General features: G+C 59.1%; 12 protein-coding genes. 8 read left to right on the plus strand and 4 right to left on the minus strand.

Annotated elements, in window-relative coordinates:
* Positions 1–62: 62 nt before the first annotated feature.
* The 3 genes from CWM52_RS17380 to CWM52_RS17390 all read right to left on the minus strand — a co-directional run bounded on the left by CWM52_RS17380 (position 63) and on the right by CWM52_RS17390 (position 3,348).
* Entirely contained in the window at positions 63–836 is a 774-nt protein-coding gene (locus tag CWM52_RS17380) for an ABC transporter substrate-binding protein (RefSeq protein WP_100685243.1), read from the minus strand.
* Between the two features lie 29 nt (positions 837–865).
* On the minus strand, positions 866–1,627 hold the full coding sequence (locus CWM52_RS17385) for a dimethylarginine dimethylaminohydrolase family protein (RefSeq protein WP_100685244.1): 762 nt from the start codon (positions 1,625–1,627) through the stop codon (positions 866–868).
* Between the two features lie 188 nt (positions 1,628–1,815).
* A complete protein-coding gene (locus CWM52_RS17390) occupies positions 1,816–3,348 on the minus strand; it encodes an EAL domain-containing protein (RefSeq protein ID WP_165785409.1) in 1,533 nt (510 codons plus the stop codon).
* Positions 3,349–3,691: 343 nt separating this feature from the next.
* On the opposite strand from CWM52_RS17390, the gene CWM52_RS17395 reads away from it, so the two are divergent.
* The 8 genes from CWM52_RS17395 (at position 3,692) to yegS (ending at position 17,477) form a co-directional block, all read left to right on the plus strand.
* Positions 3,692–4,936 (plus strand): MdtA/MuxA family multidrug efflux RND transporter periplasmic adaptor subunit, encoded by a 1,245-nt coding sequence (locus CWM52_RS17395; RefSeq protein WP_100685246.1) that lies wholly within the window; start codon positions 3,692–3,694, stop codon positions 4,934–4,936.
* Positions 4,936–8,058: an MdtB/MuxB family multidrug efflux RND transporter permease subunit gene (locus tag CWM52_RS17400; protein WP_100685247.1), complete on the plus strand. Its 3,123-nt coding sequence runs from the start codon at positions 4,936–4,938 to the stop codon at positions 8,056–8,058. Before CWM52_RS17395 ends, CWM52_RS17400 begins: the two co-directional genes overlap by 1 nt.
* The gene (gene mdtC / locus CWM52_RS17405; protein WP_100685248.1) at positions 8,059–11,136 is read left to right on the plus strand and encodes a multidrug efflux RND transporter permease subunit MdtC; all 3,078 of its coding nucleotides are present in this window, start codon (positions 8,059–8,061) and stop codon (positions 11,134–11,136) included.
* Between the two features lies 1 nt (position 11,137).
* Positions 11,138–12,553: an MFS transporter gene (locus CWM52_RS17410; protein ID WP_100685249.1), complete on the plus strand. Its 1,416-nt coding sequence runs from the start codon at positions 11,138–11,140 to the stop codon at positions 12,551–12,553.
* Complete coding sequence (gene baeS / locus CWM52_RS17415; protein WP_100685250.1) at positions 12,550–14,052, plus strand: two-component system sensor histidine kinase BaeS; 1,503 nt, start codon at positions 12,550–12,552, stop codon at positions 14,050–14,052. Before CWM52_RS17410 ends, baeS begins: the two co-directional genes overlap by 4 nt.
* Positions 14,049–14,771: a two-component system response regulator BaeR gene (gene baeR / locus CWM52_RS17420; RefSeq protein WP_100685251.1), complete on the plus strand. Its 723-nt coding sequence runs from the start codon at positions 14,049–14,051 to the stop codon at positions 14,769–14,771. Before baeS ends, baeR begins: the two co-directional genes overlap by 4 nt.
* Before the next feature lie 167 nt (positions 14,772–14,938).
* The gene (yegQ, locus tag CWM52_RS17425; protein ID WP_100685276.1) at positions 14,939–16,300 is read left to right on the plus strand and encodes a tRNA 5-hydroxyuridine modification protein YegQ; all 1,362 of its coding nucleotides are present in this window, start codon (positions 14,939–14,941) and stop codon (positions 16,298–16,300) included.
* Positions 16,301–16,583: 283 nt separating this feature from the next.
* A complete protein-coding gene (yegS, locus tag CWM52_RS17430; protein WP_100685252.1) occupies positions 16,584–17,477 on the plus strand; it encodes a lipid kinase YegS in 894 nt (297 codons plus the stop codon).
* A 222-nt stretch (positions 17,478–17,699) separates the two neighbouring features.
* Here yegS and CWM52_RS17435 read toward each other — a convergent pair whose 3' ends face one another.
* The gene (locus CWM52_RS17435; protein WP_100685253.1) at positions 17,700–18,710 is read right to left on the minus strand and encodes a substrate-binding domain-containing protein; all 1,011 of its coding nucleotides are present in this window, start codon (positions 18,708–18,710) and stop codon (positions 17,700–17,702) included.
* Positions 18,711–18,715: the final 5 nt, after the last annotated feature.

Genomic DNA, 18,715 nt, shown 5'->3' on the forward strand with positions numbered 1-18,715 from the left:
TCTGTCTTCCACCCGTGGCGTAAAGGGGCGCCGGTCGCCGACCGCGCCCTCCCCTTTACGGCTTAATTGCCGTAGATATCGAAGCTAAAGTACTTTTTCTCAATCGCGGCGTAGGTGCCGTCGGCGCGGATTTGCTTGATGGCCTCGTTGAGAGCGTCGCGCAATGCCGGATTGTCTTTATTGACCGCAATGCCGACGTCAGACGAAATGCTGCCGTCGCTGATGACCGGACCGGCGAAGGCGAATTTTTGCCCGCGCGGCGTGTCGACAAAGCTGGTCGCCGCCTGGATATTGTCCTGTAAGGAGGCATCGATACGCCCGGAGAGCAGATCCAGATAGACGTTGTCCTGGTTGGCGTAGCCCACGATCTTCACGCCGTGACCGGCCCAGTGGCTTCTGGCGTAAGCTTCATGCGTCGAGCCGGTTTGTACGCCGACGGTCTTGCCCTTGAGGCTGGCGGCATCCGGCAGCAGCGGGCTTCCCTTGCGCGCCACCAGCTGCGCCGCGCTGCGATAGTAGCGGTCGGTGAAATCCACTTCCTTCTTCCGCTCGTCGGTAATATTCAGCGAAGCAATAATTGCATCAAATTTATGTGCGTTCAGCGCGGCGATCATACTCTCAAACGGTTGCTTGACGAAAACGCACTTCGCTTTCAGCTGCGTACAGAGCGCGTTGGCAATATCAATGTCAAAGCCGGTTATTTCGCCGCTGGGCGCCAGCACGTCAAAGGGCGGATAGCCGCCGTCAACGCCGAAGCTGATGGTGTCGAACTGCTGAGCGGCCAGCGGCGCGCTCAGGGCCATACAAGCCAATAACGCGGCAATACGTGTTTTCATATCTGTTACCCCTGATGTCAACGACGTGGCTAAAAACGCAGTGAAAGGCAGGTCAGGCCGCCATCCATTTTCTTAAATTCGCTGGTGTCGAGCTGCACAACCGGCATCCCCAGCTTGCTGATTTCGCCCAGGGTATAAGGGTACCCCTGAGGCGTAATTAAGGTGTCGTTAATCCAGAGCGTATTCCCGGCATACGACTCTTCTTGCGGAATAACGATGGTATTGAACCCGCTAAACGCCGGGTGATTGACGTAGTCTTCTGTCAGCAGCAGCGTATTGCGTCCGACATAGTTGACGATCGACTTCAGGTGCAGCCCGGCGCTCACTTCAATGGAGGTCACCTGATAGCCATGCGGTTCAACGGCGGCCGCAAACTCGCGGATCCCCTGTTCATCGGTACGCGCGGTCTGACCAACAAAAAACTGCTTACCCACCAGCAGCACGTCACCGCCGTCCAGATGACCCCGCTCGCTCATATGCGCCAGCGAACGAAAACCGGCCAGCACCGGCGCTATCGAGGCCACTTCCCCCTGGCGACTCGGCGCTCCGGGATGGGTGATGACCGCCAGTTCCGGCATGACGACCGCGGTATCTTCAACAAAATGGGCATCCGGATAATCCGCTGCCGCAGGCAAGACCGTCACTTTCAGGCCGAGCTGCAGCAAGGTGTGCACATAGGCGAGAAACTGACGTGTGGTGCCGGCAATATCCGGCGCGCCGAGCCGGGCGGTGGTTTGTCCGGCGGCACAGGTTGCGGCCGGCAGGCGGGCGATAGCCTGGGTAAAATGCATAGAGAACCCTCAGGTGACGAATGATCGTTGTTGTTCCCGCCAGGCTGGTAAAGCCACGGGTTTTCTTGATTATCAAACAGATGTTGTCACCAGTCCGGCTGAATAGCCGGCCACGGCGGTCAATTTACGCTGTATATTGCCGGGGAAACGACGCATTCCGCTGTCGGATAACGGTCTCTTGCCGCAGGCTAATCCCGTACGCCAGGCGCCGGGTCGGAGGGAGGGACGGAAAGGAGCAGCGCGGTGAGTTTGTCGATGGGCATCGACCGGTAAAAATACCATCCCTGAATTAACGCATTTTCATCGAAGGATTTGACGAACTCAAAATCAATTTTACTTTCCACGCCTTCGAAAACGATCTGCTTATTCAGCCCGTAGACGACATCAAGAATCGAGGTCAGGATGGCTCGTTTATACTCATTTTTAAGGCCGTTGACGAAAAACTTATCCAGTTTTATCTCATCATAAAACACTTCGGTTAACCACTGCAGGTTTGAAGATCCGGTGCCGAAATCATCGAGGGCGATGCGCAATCCGCGGCTCTTCGCCTGTAATGAAAAGTCCGCGATTTTTTTATAGTATTCGCCGCTTCTTTCGGTTATCTCAATTTTAATCTGCTGGGGTCGAATGCCGTTACGTTGCAAAATGTGCAGAAGATTATCTAAAAACAGCGGGTCGTTAATTTCATATTTGCCGATATTTATCGCGAGGGTAAACTGCGCGTCGGCGTGCAGAATGGTTTTCAACTCGCTGGTGGCCTTCTCCATCACCAGCTTAGAAATATCGGGGTATACATTCAGCTGTTCCGCCATTGAAATAAACAGTTCCGGGGAGACCTGGCCAAAGACCGGATCATACCAGCGAACCAGTGCCTCGACGCCGACCACCCGTTCGTTTTTAGCGCGCACCAACGGCTGATACTCCATATAAATACGCTGCTTAACAATCGCTTTTTTTAAGCGATACTCCAGCGACCGCCGTTCGCTGAGATAGCTCAGAATCGAATAGAAGAACGCGGCACCGAGAATAAAAGCCGTCCCGGTAATGAGCGCGATAAGGAACGGAGAGAGTGAGAAAAACCCTTTTTTTCGCTGCGTCAGATGGCTGCAAATATCGTATTTACTGCTGCATAGGTTAACGCTTATCGACGGCTTGGCCACGGATTTCACATCATTCAGAAAAATGTGATCGCCATTGAAACTGGTTAACGAAAAATTAAAGTCCTGGTGGCGTCGGGCAAAGGCGCTAAAGGCAAATGTCGAGGTAAAGGAAACAATATTACCCTGGCGGCTCATATCCATAATCACACCGTACGGGAGATAATTCTCTACGCCTTTGTAAACGCTATATCCATTTGCTACGACATATTTCTCGGCGGGCATCGGCAGCGGTTTATCCAGCATCCCCCAGTTGGCGGTGCAGGCCAGCTTATCGTTCTCCACGATGCCAATATCTTCCACGCTGGCATACTTCCAGATGACCTCCCGCAAGGCGGCGATCGCCTGCTTGTTACAACCATCAAGATGCCGCCGCTGCGCATGATGAATAGCAGACGTGATTTGCGTGGTCACATCTTCGGCATGCGTGAGGAGTTCCTGGCTCAGCGTCTCAAGCTGAACGCGCTGGTTGTTTAACATGACCACATTGGTCAGCAAAACGGAAACGAGCACGGTCACACCGCCGCCCGCCAGCAGCCATTTCGTCTTCTGGATAAGTTTCATCGTCTCTCCGCAATCCCTGGTGGATACCGGTTTGCGTTGCAAATCCTGACACCCGACGTACCCGTCCCTGCAGTACAGACCTATCGTGTTGATAATAAGGGCGTCGGAGCGGTTATACCAGAAATGAAAAGTCGCTCCATCCAGGCCGGGCTGCGAGAAAACGCGCGGACAGCGACGAATACCTGACCCGACGCCCCGTTTTTTTAGCCTAACCGGCTCATCGAAAAGCATTTTATCCAGACATATCTCAACAGTCTTTTCATAATTCCTCCATTTTTGCGGGGCGTTTGGTCACTAAACTAGTATCATTTCGCGAAACGTTTCAGGATGAGATAGCAAATACATGAAAGGCAGCCATACACTCCGTTGGGGCACCGCGCTGGCGGTCATCGTCATTGCCGGTGCCGGGTACTGGTTCTGGCAAAGTCGTGAAGCGACCAACGCTACGCCTGCGGCGGCGAATGACTCACCGCGGCAGACGCCAGGCGGTCGCCACGGTCGCTTCGGCGCGGCCCTGGCGCCGGTTCAGGCAGCGACGGCCACCAGCGAGTCGGTGCCTCGCTATCTCAGCGGCCTCGGTACGGTGACGGCGGCCAATACGGTGACCGTTCGCAGCCGGGTGGCGGGTCAACTGCTGGCTATCCACTTCCAGGAAGGCCAGCAGGTCAAAGCGGGCGATCTGCTCGCCGAAATCGACCCCAGCCAGTTTAAAGTCGCGCTGGCCCAGGCCGAGGGCCAGCTGGCGAAAGACAAAGCCACGCTCGCCAACGCCCGACGCGATCTCGCCCGCTATCAACAGCTGGTGAAGAGCAACCTGGTTTCACGCCAGGAGCTGGATACCCAGCAGTCGCTGGTTAGCGAAACGGAAGGCACCATCAAAGCCGACGAAGCCGCCGTCGCCAGCGCCCAGTTGCAGTTGAACTGGAGCCGCATCACCGCGCCGATTGACGGCCGCGTGGGCTTAAAACAGGTGGATATCGGCAATCAGATTTCAAGCGCCGATACCACCGGCATAGTGGTGCTCACCCAAACCCATCCGATCGATGTGGTCTTCACGCTGCCGGAAAATGATATCGCCACGGTGGTGCAGGCGCAGAAAGCCGGGAAACCGCTACAGGTTGAGGCCTGGGATCGGACCAACAAACAAAAAATCAGCGAAGGGTCCCTGCTGAGTCTGGATAACCAGATTGACGCCACCACCGGCACCATCAAACTGAAAGCGCGCTTTAGCAATCAGGACGACGCCCTGTTCCCGAATCAGTTCGTTAACGCCCGTATGCTGGTGGACACGGAACAGAACGCCGTCGTCATCCCCACCGCCGCGCTGCAAATGGGCAATGAAGGCCACTTCGTCTGGGTACTGAACGACGAGAACAAAGTCAGCAAACACACCGTCACGCCGGGTATTCAGGACAGTCTGAAAGTGGTGATTAACGCCGGGCTGTCGGCGGGTGACCGGGTGGTCACTGACGGTATCGACCGTCTGACCGAAGGGGCGAAAGTGGAAGTGGTGGAGCCGCGCAGCGCGCAGGCCGCGCCGGTAAAAGCCACCAGCCGTGAATACGGCCAAAAAGGAGCGCGCTCCTGATGCAGGTCTTACCCCCGAGCAGTACGGGCGGCCCTTCCCGACTGTTTATTCTGCGCCCGGTCGCCACCACGCTGCTGATGGTGGCGATTATGCTGGCGGGGATCATCGGCTATCGATTCCTGCCGGTTTCCGCCTTGCCGGAAGTGGATTATCCGACCATCCAGGTGGTCACCCTCTATCCTGGCGCCAGCCCGGACGTCGTCACCTCGGCGATTACCGCGCCGCTGGAACGCCAGTTTGGCCAGATGTCCGGCCTGAAGCAGATGTCGTCGCAAAGTTCCGGCGGCGCCTCGGTGGTCACGCTCCAGTTCCAGCTGACCCTGCCGCTGGACGTGGCCGAACAGGAAGTGCAGGCCGCGATCAACGCCGCCACCAACCTGCTGCCGTCTGACCTGCCGAACCCGCCGGTGTACAGTAAAGTCAACCCGGCCGATCCGCCAATCATGACCCTCGCGGTCACCTCTTCCGCCATTCCGATGACCCAGGTGGAAGATATGGTGGAGACCCGCGTGGCGCAGAAAATTTCCCAGATTTCCGGCGTCGGGCTGGTGACTCTCGCGGGCGGCCAACGCCCGGCGGTACGCGTGAAGCTCAATGCGCAGGCCATCGCCGCGCTGGGGCTGACCAGCGAAACCATTCGCACCGCCATCACCAGCGCCAACGTCAACTCGGCAAAAGGCAGCCTTGACGGCCCTTCCCGCGCCGTGACCCTCTCCGCCAACGACCAGATGCAGTCGGCGGAAGATTATCGCCGCCTGATAGTCGCCTGGCAGAACGGCGCGCCGATTCGTCTCGGCGATGTCGCCACCATCGAGCAAGGGGCGGAAAACAGCTGGCTCGGCGCGTGGGCGAACAACCAGCAGGCGATCGTCATGAACGTTCAACGCCAGCCGGGTGCGAACATCATCGCCACCGCCGACAGCGTGCGTCAGATGCTGCCGCAGCTGACGGAAAGCCTGCCGAAATCGGTCAAGGTGCAGGTCCTTTCCGACCGCACCACCAACATCCGCGCGTCGGTGAGCGATACCCAGTTTGAGCTGATGCTGGCGATTGCGCTGGTGGTGATGATCATTTACCTGTTCCTGCGCAACGTCCCGGCGACCATTATCCCCGGCGTCGCCGTCCCGCTGTCGCTGGTGGGCACCTTCGCGGTAATGGTGTTCCTCGACTTTTCGATCAACAACCTGACGCTGATGGCGCTCACCATCGCCACCGGTTTCGTCGTCGATGATGCTATCGTGGTTATCGAAAACATCTCGCGCTATATCGAAAAAGGCGAAAAGCCGCTCGCCGCCGCGCTGAAGGGCGCCGGAGAAATCGGCTTTACCATCATCTCGCTGACCTTCTCGCTGATTGCGGTGCTGATCCCGCTGCTGTTTATGGGCGATATCGTCGGCCGGCTGTTCCGCGAGTTCGCCATCACCCTGGCGGTGGCGATATTGATCTCCGCCGTCGTCTCGCTGACGCTAACGCCAATGATGTGCGCGCGGATGCTCAGCCACGAGTCGCTGCGTAAGCAAAACCGCTTCTCGCAGGCCAGCGAACGCTTCTTCGAGCGGGTGATCGCCGCCTATGGCCGGATGCTCAGCCGGGTGCTGAATCACCCGTGGCTGACCCTGAGCGTGGCCTTAGGCACGCTGGCGCTGTCAATCATGCTGTGGGTCTTCATTCCGAAAGGCTTCTTCCCGATTCAGGACAACGGCATTATTCAGGGGACGTTACAGGCTCCGCAGTCCGCTTCATTTGCCAATATGGCACAGCGCCAGGAGCAGATTTCCGCCGCGATCCTCAAAGACCCGGCCGTCGAGAGTCTGACCTCCTACATCGGGGTGGACGGCACCAACCCGGCGCTGAACAGCGCCCGCCTGCAGATTAACCTCAAACCGCTGGATCAACGCGCCGACCGCGTGCAGACCGTGATTACCCGCCTGCAAAAAGCGGCGGACGGGATCCCCGGCGTCGAGCTCTACCTTCAGCCGACGCAGGATCTGACTATCGATACCACCGTCAGCCGGACCCAGTATCAGTTCACCCTGCAGGCGAACTCGCTGGATGCCCTCAGTCACTGGGTGCCGCAGCTGCTGGCGCGTCTCCAGGCGCTTCCGCAGCTCTCCGACGTCAGCAGCGACTGGCAGGATCAGGGCCTCGCCGCTTATATCAAAGTCGATCGCGACAGCGCCAGCCGTCTCGGCATCAGCATGGCCGACGTCGATAACGCGCTGTATAACGCCTTCGGCCAGCGGCTGATCTCGACTATCTACACTCAGGCCAATCAGTATCGCGTGGTACTGGAGCATGACACCCGCGCGACGCCGGGACTGGCGGCGCTGGACAACATTCGCCTGACCAGCAGCGGGGGCGGCATCGTGCCGCTGAAGTCCATCGCCAGCGTCGAGCAGCGCTTCGCGCCGCTGTCGATTAACCATCTCGATCAGTTCCCGGTGACCACCATTTCGTTCAACGTCCCGGATAACTACTCGCTGGGCGATGCGGTCGACGCCATCCTCGCCGCCGAACAGGCGCTGGATTTGCCGACCGATATCCGCACCCAGTTCCAGGGCAGCACCCTCGCCTTCCAGTCGGCGCTCGGCAATACCGTCTGGCTGGTGGTGGCGGCGGTCGTGGCGATGTATATCGTGCTCGGCGTGCTGTATGAAAGCTTTATTCACCCGATTACCATTCTCTCGACCTTACCGACCGCCGGCGTCGGCGCGCTGCTGGCGCTGTGGCTGGCGGGCAGCGAGCTGGACGTGATCGCCATTATCGGGATTATCCTGCTGATCGGTATCGTCAAGAAGAACGCCATCATGATGATCGACTTTGCGCTGGCCGCCGAACGCGAACAGGGCATGCCGCCGCGTGAGGCGATTTATCAGGCCTGTCTGCTGCGTTTTCGCCCGATTCTGATGACCACACTCGCCGCTCTGCTCGGCGCGCTGCCGCTGATGCTGAGCACCGGCGTCGGCGCCGAACTTCGCCGTCCTCTCGGTATCGGGATGGTAGGCGGCCTGATGCTAAGCCAGGTGCTGACGCTGTTCACCACCCCGGTTATCTATCTGCTCTTCGACCGCCTGGCGCTGTATATCAAAAGCCGCTTCCCGCGACATGAGGAGGAGGCGTAAATGAAGTTTTTCGCGCTCTTCATTTACCGCCCGGTGGCGACGATTCTGATTTCGCTCGCCATCACCCTGTGCGGGGTGCTCGGTTTCCGCCTGCTGCCGGTGGCCCCGCTGCCGCAGGTGGATTTTCCGGTGATCATGATCAGCGCCTCGCTGCCCGGTGCGTCGCCGGAAACCATGGCCTCGTCGGTGGCGACACCGCTTGAGCGCTCCCTCGGCCGGATCGCCGGCGTGTCAGAAATGACCTCCACCAGCTCGCTGGGCAGCACGCGCATCATTATGGAGTTTAATTTCGACCGCGACATCAACGGCGCCGCCCGCGATGTGCAGGCGGCGATCAACGCCGCGCAAAGCCTGCTGCCGAGCGGCATGCCGGGCCGCCCGACCTATCGCAAGGCCAACCCCTCCGACGCGCCGATCATGATCCTGACGCTCACCTCGGATACCTACTCGCAGGGCGAGCTGTACGATTTTGCCTCGACTCAGCTGGCGCAAACCCTCTCCCAGATTGACGGCGTCGGCGACGTCGACGTGGGCGGCAGTTCGCTGCCTGCGGTACGCGTCGACCTCAACCCGCAGGCGCTGTTTAACCAGGGCGTTTCGCTGGACGCCGTGCGCACCGCTATCGATAACGCCAACGTGCGTAAACCGCAGGGCGCGCTGGAGGACCACAGCTCGCGCTGGCAGATACACACTAACGATGAGCTCAAAACCGCCGCGCAATACCAGCCGCTGATCGTGCACTACCGCAACGGTGCGGCGGTACGCCTTGGCGACGTCGCGCGGATCAGCGATTCGGTGCAGGATGTGCGCAACGCCGGGATGACCAACGCCAAACCGGCCATTTTGCTGATGATCCGCAAGCTGCCGGAAGCCAATATTATCCAGACGGTGGACAGCATTCGCGCCCGCCTGCCGGAACTGCAAAAAACCATTCCGGCGGCGATCGACCTGCAAATCGCCCAGGACCGCTCGCCGACCATCCGCGCCTCGCTGGAGGAAGTCGAGCGGACGCTGGTTATCTCGGTGGCGCTGGTGATCCTCGTGGTGTTCTTGTTTCTGCGCTCCGGGCGGGCGACGCTGATCCCGGCGGTGGCCGTTCCGGTTTCGCTGATTGGCACCTTCGCGGCGATGTATCTCTGCGATTTCAGCCTCAACAACCTGTCGCTGATGGCCCTGACCATCGCCACCGGCTTCGTGGTCGACGATGCTATCGTGGTGCTGGAAAATATCTCCCGCCATCTTGAGGCCGGAATGAAGCCGCTGCAGGCGGCGCTGCAGGGGAGCCGTGAAGTCGGTTTCACCGTGCTGTCGATGAGTCTCTCGCTGGTGGCGGTTTTTTTACCGCTGCTGCTGATGGGCGGCCTGCCGGGGCGATTGTTACGCGAATTCGCCGTCACCTTATCGGTGGCGATCGGCATTTCGCTGGCGGTCTCCCTGACCCTGACGCCGATGATGTGCGGCTGGCTGCTGAAGCGCGGCAAACCCCACGAGCCGACGCGCAAGCGCGGGTTCGGCCGCCTGCTGATCGCCGTGCAGGGCGGCTACGGTAAATCGCTGAAGTGGGTCCTCAGGCACAGCCGCGTGACCGGTCTGGTGCTGCTGGGAACCATGGCGCTCAGCGTCTGGCTCTATATCTCAATTCCAAAAACCTTCTTCCCGGAGCAGGATACCGGCGTGCTGATGGGCGGCATTCAGGCTGACCAGAGCATCTCCTTCCAGGCAATGCGCGGCAAACTGCAGGACTTTATGCAGATCATTCGGGAAGATCCGGCGGTGGATAACGTCACCGGCTTTACCGGCGGCTCACGGGTCAACAGCGGGATGATGTTTATCACCCTCAAACCTCGCGACCAGCGACATGAAACGGCGCAGCAGATTATCGACCGGCTGCGTCAGAAACTGGCGAAAGAGCCGGGCGCCAACCTGTTCCTGATGGCGGTGCAGGATATTCGCGTCGGCGGCCGTCAGGCCAACGCCAGCTATCAGTACACCCTGTTATCGGACGATCTTTCGGCGCTGCGCGAATGGGAGCCGAAAATTCGTAAAGCGCTGGCCGCGCTGCCGGAGCTGGCGGACGTCAACTCTGACCAGCAGGATAACGGCTCTGAGATGGATCTCATCTACGACCGCGATACCCTGTCGCGCCTCGGGATCAGCGTCAAGGATGCCAACAATCTGCTGAATAACGCCTTCGGCCAGCGGCAGATCTCGACGATTTACCAGCCGCTGAACCAGTATAAAGTGGTGATGGAGGTCGATCCGGTGTATACCCAGGACGTCAGCGCGCTGGATAAGATGTTTGTGATCAACAGCGCAGGCAAGCCGATCCCGCTCGCCTATTTCGCCAAATGGCAACCGGCCAACGCGCCGCTGTCGGTCAACCACCAGGGGCTGTCGGCAGCGTCGACGATCTCCTTTAACCTGCCGACCGGTCAATCGCTGTCGGAAGCCAGCGATGCCATCAACCGCGCGATGACTCAGCTTGGGGTGCCTTCCAGCGTGCGGGGCTCCTATGCCGGTACCGCGCAGGTCTTCCAGCAGACCATGAATTCGCAGGTCATTCTGATTCTGGCCGCCATTGCGACAGTCTATATCGTGCTCGGGGTGCTGTACGAAAGCTATGTCCATCCGCTGACCATTCTCTCCACCCTTCCCTCGGCAGGCGTGGGGGCGCTGCTGGCGCTGGAGCTCTTTGGCGCGCCGTTTAGCCTGATTGCGCTTATCGGCATCATGCTATTAATTGGTATAGTGAAGAAAAACGCCATCATGATGGTCGACTTTGCTCTCGAGGCGCAGCGTAACGGCAATCTGCCGCCGGAGGAGGCTATCTTCCAGGCCTGCCTGCTGCGTTTTCGCCCGATTATGATGACCACCCTCGCGGCGCTGTTTGGCGCGCTGCCGCTGGTGCTCTCGGGCGGTGACGGTTCGGAACTGCGTCAGCCGCTGGGGATAACCATTGTCGGCGGACTGGTGATGAGTCAGTTGCTGACCCTCTACACCACGCCGGTGGTCTATCTGTTCTTTGACCGTCTGCGGTTGCGTTTTTCGCGAAAAGTCAGCCAACCGGTAAGCGAATAACATGACAGAACTGCCCTCCAGCGTGCGCTGGCAATTATGGATAGTGGCTTTCGGCTTCTTTATGCAATCGCTGGACACCACTATCGTGAATACCGCCCTCCCCTCGATGGCCAAAAGCCTTGGCGAGAGCCCCTTGCATATGCATATGGTTATCGTCTCCTACGTGTTGACGGTGGCGATTATGCTGCCCGCCAGCGGCTGGCTGGCGGACCGGGTGGGGGTACGCAATATCTTTTTTAGCGCCATCATTTTGTTTACGCTCGGGTCGCTGTTTTGCGCCCAGGCCGCAACCCTCGATCGACTGGTGCTGGCCCGCGTACTGCAGGGCGTCGGCGGCGCCATGATGGTGCCCGTTGGCCGCCTGACGGTGATGAAAATCGTGCCGCGCGCCCAGTATATGGCGGCCATGACCTTTGTGACGCTCCCCGGCCAGGTTGGGCCGCTGCTTGGCCCGGCTCTCGGCGGCCTGCTGGTGGAATACGCCTCCTGGCACTGGATTTTCTTAATCAATCTGCCGGTAGGCATTATCGGCGCCATCGCCACCCTGTGGCTGATGCCGAACTACACCCTGCAGACCCGGCGCTTCGACATTTTTGGCTTTATCCTGCTGGCACTGGGGATGGCGACCTTAACCCTCGCGCTCGACGGTAAAAAAGGGCTGGGGATTTCCCCGCTGCTGCTGGGCGCGCTGGTGGCGATCGGTGTGGCCTCGATTCTGCTCTATTTATACTACGCCCGGGGCAACGACAACGCCCTGTTCAGCCTGAAGTTGTTTCGCAATCGCACCTTCTCCCTCGGGCTCGGCGGCAGCTTTGCCGGACGCATCGGCAGCGGTATGTTGCCCTTTATGACGCCGGTATTCCTGCAAATCGGTCTCGGCTTTACGCCGTTTCACGCCGGGATGATGATGATTCCGATGGTGCTTGGCAGCATGGGCATGAAACGTATCGTGGTACAGGTGGTGAACCGCTTTGGCTACCGCCGCGTCTTAATGGTGGCGACCGTTGGTCTGGCGCTGGTTAGCCTGCTGTTTATGGCCGTCGCCCTGGCGGGCTGGTACTGGCTCCTGCCGGTGGTGCTGTTTATGCAGGGGATGATCAACTCCAGCCGCTTCTCGTCGATGAACACCCTGACGCTGAAAGATCTGCCGGACGACCTCGCCAGCAGCGGCAACAGCATGCTGTCGATGGTTATGCAGCTGTCGATGAGTATTGGCGTGACCCTCGCCGGGATATTGCTCGGCCTGTTCGGCCAGCAGCATATCAGCGCCGATGCCGCCGCCACCCATCAGGTCTTTCTCTATACCTACCTGAGCATGGCGGTAATTATTGCGCTACCGGCCTGTATTTTTTCCCGCGTTCCGGATGATACCGACAGCAATACCGCTATCGCCCGACATAACAGGAGTGAGCCATGAAGCTATGGCGTCCCGGTATTACCGGTAAGCTATTTCTGGCTATTTTGGCCACCTGCATTGTGCTGCTCATCAGCATGCACTGGGCGGTGCGCATCAGCTTTGAACGCGGATTTATCGATTATATCAAGCGCGGCAATGAACAGCGGCTGACGATGCTGGGCGATGCGCTGAGCGAGCAGTATGCCCTGCATGGCAACTGGAAATTTCTGCGCAATAACGATCGCTTTATTTTCCAGCTATTAAAATCGTTCGAACGCGATAACGACGATCGTTTACCCGGCGGGCACAAAATAAATTCCGCCAGCACCCCTGGCGGCCACCCCGGCGCCGAAGGTCCCCCGCCCGATGGTCCGCCGCCGGACGGCCCGCGCGGCCCCGGCGCGGATATGCCCCCGCACGGCTGGCGCACGCTTTTCTGGGTCGTTGATCAGCAAGGACGCGTCCTGGTTGGCCCGCGCGAACGGGTGCCTGAAGACGGCAGCCGACGCAATATTATGGTTAACGGCGTGTCGGTGGGCGAGGTTATCGCTTCACCGGTCGAGCGTCTGACGCGCAATACCGACATTAATTTCGACCGTCAGCAAAAGCGCACCAGCTGGCTGATTGTTGCCCTGGCGACGATCCTTGCTGCGCTGGCGACTTTCCCGCTGGCGCGCGGCCTGCTGGCGCCGGTAAAACGTCTGGTCGAAGGCACCCACCGCCTGGCGGCGGGGGATTTCACCACCCGCGTGGCGGTGAGCAGCGGCGATGAACTCGGCCGTCTGGCGCAGGATTTTAACCAGCTCGCCAGCACCCTGGAACGCAACCAGCAAATGCGCCGCGACCTGATGGCGGATATTTCTCATGAGCTGCGGACCCCGCTGGCGGTACTGCGCGGCGAACTGGAAGCCATTCAGGATGGCGTGCGCAAATTCACCCCGGACTCCGTCACTTCGCTGCAGGCGGAGGTCGCCACCCTGACCAAACTGGTCGACGATCTGCACCAGCTCTCGATGTCCGATGAAGGCGCCCTGGCCTATCAAAAAACCGCCGTGGATATCATTACGCTGCTGGAAGTCGCCGCGGGCGCCTTCCGCGAACGCTTTGCCAGCCGGGGGCTGACCATCGCCGTTTCGCTGCCGGAAAACGCGACGGTATTTGGCGACGCCGATCGCCTGATGCAGCTTTTTAACAACCTGCTGGAAAACAGCCTCCGCTATACCGATAGCGGCGGACGTCTGTTGATCAGCGCCAGCCAGAAAGGCCGTCGCATCACCCTCGATTTTGCCGACAGCGCCCCGGGCGTCAGCGACCAACAGCTGGAACGACTGTGTGAGCGCTTTTATCGTGCCGAAGGTTCGCGTAACCGCGCCAGCGGCGGCTCCGGGCTGGGGCTGGCCATTTGTCTCAACATCGTAGCTGCCCACGGCGGCACCTTACGAGCCGACCATTCGCCATTTGGCGGGGTTAGCATTAAAGTAGAGTTACCTCTGGAACGTGATACACCGAGAGACCTATGAGCGAATTACCTGTTGATGAAAATACCCCGCGCATTCTTGTCGTGGAAGATGAGCCCAAACTGGGTCAATTGCTGCTCGACTATCTGTTCGCCGCAGGGTATGTGCCAACGCTGATTAATCATGGCGACAAGGTCCTGCCTTACGTTCGCCAGACCCCGCCACATTTGATCTTGTTAGATCTGATGCTGCCGGGAACCGATGGCCTGACGCTGTGCCGGGAGATCCGTCGCTTTTCCGACGTTCCGGTGGTGATGGTGACGGCGAAAATCGAGGAGATCGATCGGCTGCTTGGGCTGGAGATCGGCGCCGACGATTATATCTGCAAGCCCTACAGCCCGCGCGAAGTCGTCGCGAGGGTGAAAACGATCCTCCGCCGCTGCCGGCCGCGCCGGGATCTGCTGGCGCTGGATGCGGAAAGCCCGCTGATTGTCGATGAGGGCCGTTTTCAGGCCTCATGGCGCGATAAGCTGCTGGATCTGACCCCCGCCGAGTTTCGTCTGCTGAAAACCCTGTCGCAGGAGCCGGGCAAAGTTTTCTCGCGCGAGCAGCTGCTCAATCACCTGTACGATGACTATCGGGTGGTGACCGACAGGACTATCGACAGCCATATCAAAAATCTGCGGCGTAAGCTGGAGTCGCTGGACGCTGAGCAGTCCTTTATCCGCGCGGTGTACGGCGTTGGCTACCGCTGGGAAGCCGACGCCTGTCGCCTGGCGTAACCCCTCCTCGTTGCGCAAGGCAAGATTGGGCTCAGGGGAAGGTTTACTCTCCTGACCCACAGCGCTACAATGCCCGCCCTTAATGTGTGGGCACTGTTCTAACGGTGCTTCCCCAAGTCGCCGCATCGGGTGTGGCGAATCTGACCTGTCATCAGAACGAGAACATCATGTTTAAACCGGAACTCCTTTCCCCGGCGGGAACGCTGAAAAATATGCGTTACGCCTTCGCTTATGGCGCAGATGCCGTTTATGCTGGCCAGCCGCGTTACTCTCTGCGCGTGCGCAACAACGAATTCAACCATGAAAACCTGCAGCTGGGCATCAATGAAGCCCATCAGCTGGGGAAAAAATTCTACGTGGTGGTCAACATTGCGCCGCACAACGCCAAGCTGAAAACCTTCATTCGCGATCTAAAGCCGGTGGTGGATATGGGGCCGGACGCGCTGATTATGTCCGATCCGGGTTTGATCATGCTGGTACGGGAAAACTTCCCCGATATGCAGATTCATCTGTCGGTACAGGCCAACGCCGTTAACTGGGCGACCGTTAAATTCTGGCAGCAGATGGGGCTGAGCCGGGTCATTCTTTCCCGCGAACTGTCGCTGGACGAAATCGGCGAAATCCGCAGCCAGGTGCCGGAGATGGAACTTGAGATTTTCGTCCACGGCGCGCTGTGCATGGCCTATTCCGGCCGCTGCCTGCTCTCGGGCTATATCAACAAACGCGACCCGAACCAGGGCACCTGCACCAATGCCTGCCGCTGGGAATATAACGTCCAGGAAGGCAAAGAAGATATTGTTGGCAATATCGTCCACCAGCATGAGCCGATTCCGGTCAAGACCGTTGAACCGACGCTGGGGGTCGGCGCGCCAACCGACCGGGTGTTTATGATTGAAGAGGCCAAACGGCCGGGCGAATACATGACCGCCTTCGAAGATGAGCACGGCACCTACATCATGAACTCCAAAGACCTGCGCGCCATTGCGCACGTCGAGCGTCTGACGCAGATGGGCGTGCACTCGCTGAAAATCGAAGGCCGCACGAAATCGTTCTATTACTGCGCGCGCACCGCCCAGGTTTACCGCAAGGCTATCGATGACGCCGCGGCGGGCAAACCGTTTGACGAGAGCCTGCTGGAAACGCTGGAAGGGCTGGCCCACCGCGGCTACACCGAAGGTTTCCTGCGCCGTCATACCCATGACGATTACCAGAACTACGAGTACGGTTACTCTCTCTCCGAGCGCCAGCAGTTTGTCGGCGAATTTACCGGCGAGCGCAACGGCCAGCTGGCCGCCGTGGCAGTGAAGAATAAGTTTTCCGTCGGCAACAGCCTTGAGCTGATGACCCCGCAGGGCAACGTGAACTTCACCCTTGAACATATGGTGAATGCTAAAGGCGAGGCGATGCCGGTCGCCCCTGGCGATGGCTACACCGTATGGTTGCCTGTGCCGGAAGAGATGGCGCTGCAGTATGCCCTGCTGATGCGCAACTTTACGGGTCAGACGACCAGAAACCCGCACGGCAACTAGTTTATCAGGGTTATTTTTTCAGGATGCGCGGATATTAGAAACGGATCACACACCGTTTCGTTTGAAGTGGGTATCATCCATCTTGCTGAAAAACATAACCCATAAATGCTAGCTGTACCAGGAACCACCTCCTTAGCCTGCGTAATCTCCCTTACGCGGGCTTATTTTTTTACCCCCCGCTTTGTAAGCCCCCTTTCTCGCCGCCGCCCGGCTTTACAAAATATCCATCCTCGCTGTCATAGGGTACACTTTCTGCATCTTGTACAAAAAGGAAGCCATAACTATGCCTGTGTTTCCAGCCAGCTTACTGATTCTCAATGGCAAAGGAGCTAACGAGCCGCAGCTTCGCGAAGCGATCGCGCTGTTGCGCGAGGAAGGCGTCGACATCCATGTCCGGGTGACCTGGGAAAAAGGCGATGCCGCCCGGTTTGTCGATGAAGCGCTACAGATTAAGGTGGGGACGGTGATTGCCGGCGGCGGCGATGGCACCATCAATGAAGTCGCCACGGCGCTGGTCCAGCGTGAAAGTCAGGTAGCGCTCGGCATCCTGCCGCTGGGTACCGCCAATGATTTCGCCACCAGCGTCGGGATCCCGCAAGATCTCGCCAGTGCCCTCAAGCTGGCGATTGTCGGCCGCGATATCGCCATCGACGTGGCGCGGGTGAATGATAAAACCGGCTTTATTAACATGGCGACCGGCGGCTTCGGTACCCGGATTACCACCGAAACGCCGGAGAAACTTAAAGCCGCGCTGGGCGGCGTCTCCTACCTGATTCATGGCCTGATGCGTATGGACGCTCTGAAACCCGACCGCTGCGAAATTCGCGGCGAGAACTTTAGCTGGAGCGGAAACGCGCTGGTTATTGGTATCGGCAACGGTCGTCAGGCCGGCGGCGGTCAGCAGCTTTGCCCGCAGGCCCTGATTAACGACGGACTGCTGCATTTGCGGGTTTTTACCGGCGAAGAGCTGCTCCCCGCGCTGTTTACTACCCTGGCGGACCCCGACAACTCCCCTAACCTGGTGGACGGCGTGTCGTCGTGGTTTGAAATCACCGCGCCGCACGAGATGACCTTTAACCTTGATGGCGAGCCGCTGAGCGGTAAACATTTCCGGATGGAAATTCTCCCGGGCGCCCTGCGCTGCCGCCTGCCGCCGGACTGCGCGCTGCTGAAATAATACCAGGAGGAAAGTGAGCGCAGAACGAAGAGAGAAAAAGACCGTTTCCATCTCCAGGGCTTCTGTGCTCACCGATAAGGTCGTTATCCGAGGACCAGAGCAGACTCAGAGCGCGTGTGCAGCAGTTCCGGTAACGAGCGATGGCCCAGGGCGGAATTGGCGAAATTCTCGGCCGCTTTATTGATGCCGACGGCGGTTCTCGCTGCCGCCGCGCTCAACGACTCAGAGGTGTTCACGGCTACCGATCAGCAGCGGCGGGATCTCGACCCGCTGTTGTCGGGCTTCACCGGCGTCAATAATGCTGAACACCGCCTCGAGCATCGCCGGGACATTCTGCTGCACCATATCGATGTCGTGGCCGAGAAGATAGACAAACGGGTCCCAGTCGAAGCAGCCCATCGGCGGCTGTCCGGTACCGGTTAATCCCTGCTGCGCCAGCCATCTGACCACCCCTTCCAGCGAAATCGTCGAGTTAACGAAGAACCCCTGCAGATGTTCTTCCGGGGTGCTGAACCGGGCCTGCATACAGGCCTCGACTTTGCCCTTTGAATAGCCGGGAGCCAGCACGTTCTCATCGGGAACGCTCAGACCCCGCGCCTGGTGCGCGTCGCGAAAACCGCGCAGACGTTCGAGGGTATTGTGGTCGCTGCCGCGCCCGCCGACGAAGATCAGCGGCGCCAGCCTGCCGTGACGCCCGACGCTGTTGTCGAGGATCTTATCCGTCAGCGCTCGGGCGCCGGCGTAGTTGTCCGAGATAACCGACGGCGCAAGCGTCCCCGGCAGATCGAGATTCACGGTAGGCACCCCCGCCTGCTGACACAGCTCGGTAATTTTATCCGGGTTCGTCGCCCCGGTCGCCACCACCCAATCCACCTGCCATGAGAGCATCGCCTTCACCGCTTCGATTTCCAGCTCAGGGCGACGGCGGGTACAGGTGATAATCGGCAGCAGGCCGCGCTCGCGCGCCATCTCTTCAAAGTTTTCCGCAACGGAGCCGAAGTAACGGTTGTCGTATTTGGGAACAATCATGCCGATCACATGCGATTTTTTACTGCGCAGCATGCTGGCCTGGCGATTTATCGCGTAGCCCTGCTCTTCAGCGATCCGCGTCACTTTTTCCGCCAGTCTGGCGCTGATGCGCCGCTTTTTCCAGTTGCCATTGAGGATAGCACTGACCGCGCTGGCCGAAACGCCGGACATTTCCGCCAGATCGTAGATAGTGATTTTTTTCATTTTCC

The sequence above is a fragment of the Raoultella sp. T31 genome (genome assembly GCF_002806725.1).
Lineage (GTDB): Bacteria > Pseudomonadota > Gammaproteobacteria > Enterobacterales > Enterobacteriaceae > Klebsiella > Klebsiella electrica.